Annotated in this window: 1 protein-coding gene; it reads left to right on the forward strand. The window is 49.0% G+C overall.

The window, feature by feature from the left end:
- On the forward strand, nt 1-751 hold a 751-nt coding region (locus IEY53_RS34820; protein WP_189032940.1), incomplete at both ends, for a transposase.

Below are 751 nucleotides of genomic sequence, written 5' to 3' on the forward strand. Positions count from 1 at the left end.
CTACTATTCCCCCGTACGATTCAACCCGGAAGCCTACGAGGAGCTGCGGATTCTCATGGCTAATCGGGACACGGTTACCAAGCGCCTCAACAGTGCCGTTAACCAGATTCATCGCTGGGTAGATATTGTGTTCCCAGAACTTCGGCATGTCTTTAAAATTCTCACCTGCACGAGTAGCATTGCCACCTTAAGGCTGTTTCCTCTGCCGCAAGAGATTAGCCTACTAACGACAGAGCAAGTCATTGCCGGCTGGAAGAAACACGTAAAACGTCATGCGGGTTTGCGACGGGCCGAGCAACTTATTACACTAGCTAAACACAGCGTTGGTGCTACAAAGGCGCTACAAGCCTACAAGTTGCACTTGGGTCAACTGCTCGAAGAATATGACTTGGCACAGCGCCAGCTTGAGCAGATTGAATACGAAGTACAACTCGTGTTGGAGCGTATTCCCTATGCCCAAAAGTTACTTACCATTCAAGGTATTAATGTAACCAGTCTAGCCGGTGTGTTGGGAGAAGCTGGTGATCTCAGTGGTTACGCACACGGAAATGCCTTACTTCGTCATGCAGGTCTAAATTTGGCAGAAGCCAGCTCTGGGAAATGGCGCGGTAAAATGGTGCTTAGCAAGCGCGGCCGCCCGCGTCTAAGGCGTTTTCTCTATCTTATGACGATGTGTATGGTCATGACCAATCCAGATGTTAGGGCCCTGCACCACTACAATGTAGACGTGAAAAAACTCAAGAAAATGAAA

This window comes from Paenibacillus albidus (assembly GCF_014644435.1).
In the GTDB taxonomy this organism is placed as follows: domain Bacteria; phylum Bacillota; class Bacilli; order Paenibacillales; family Paenibacillaceae; genus Paenibacillus_AQ; species Paenibacillus_AQ albidus.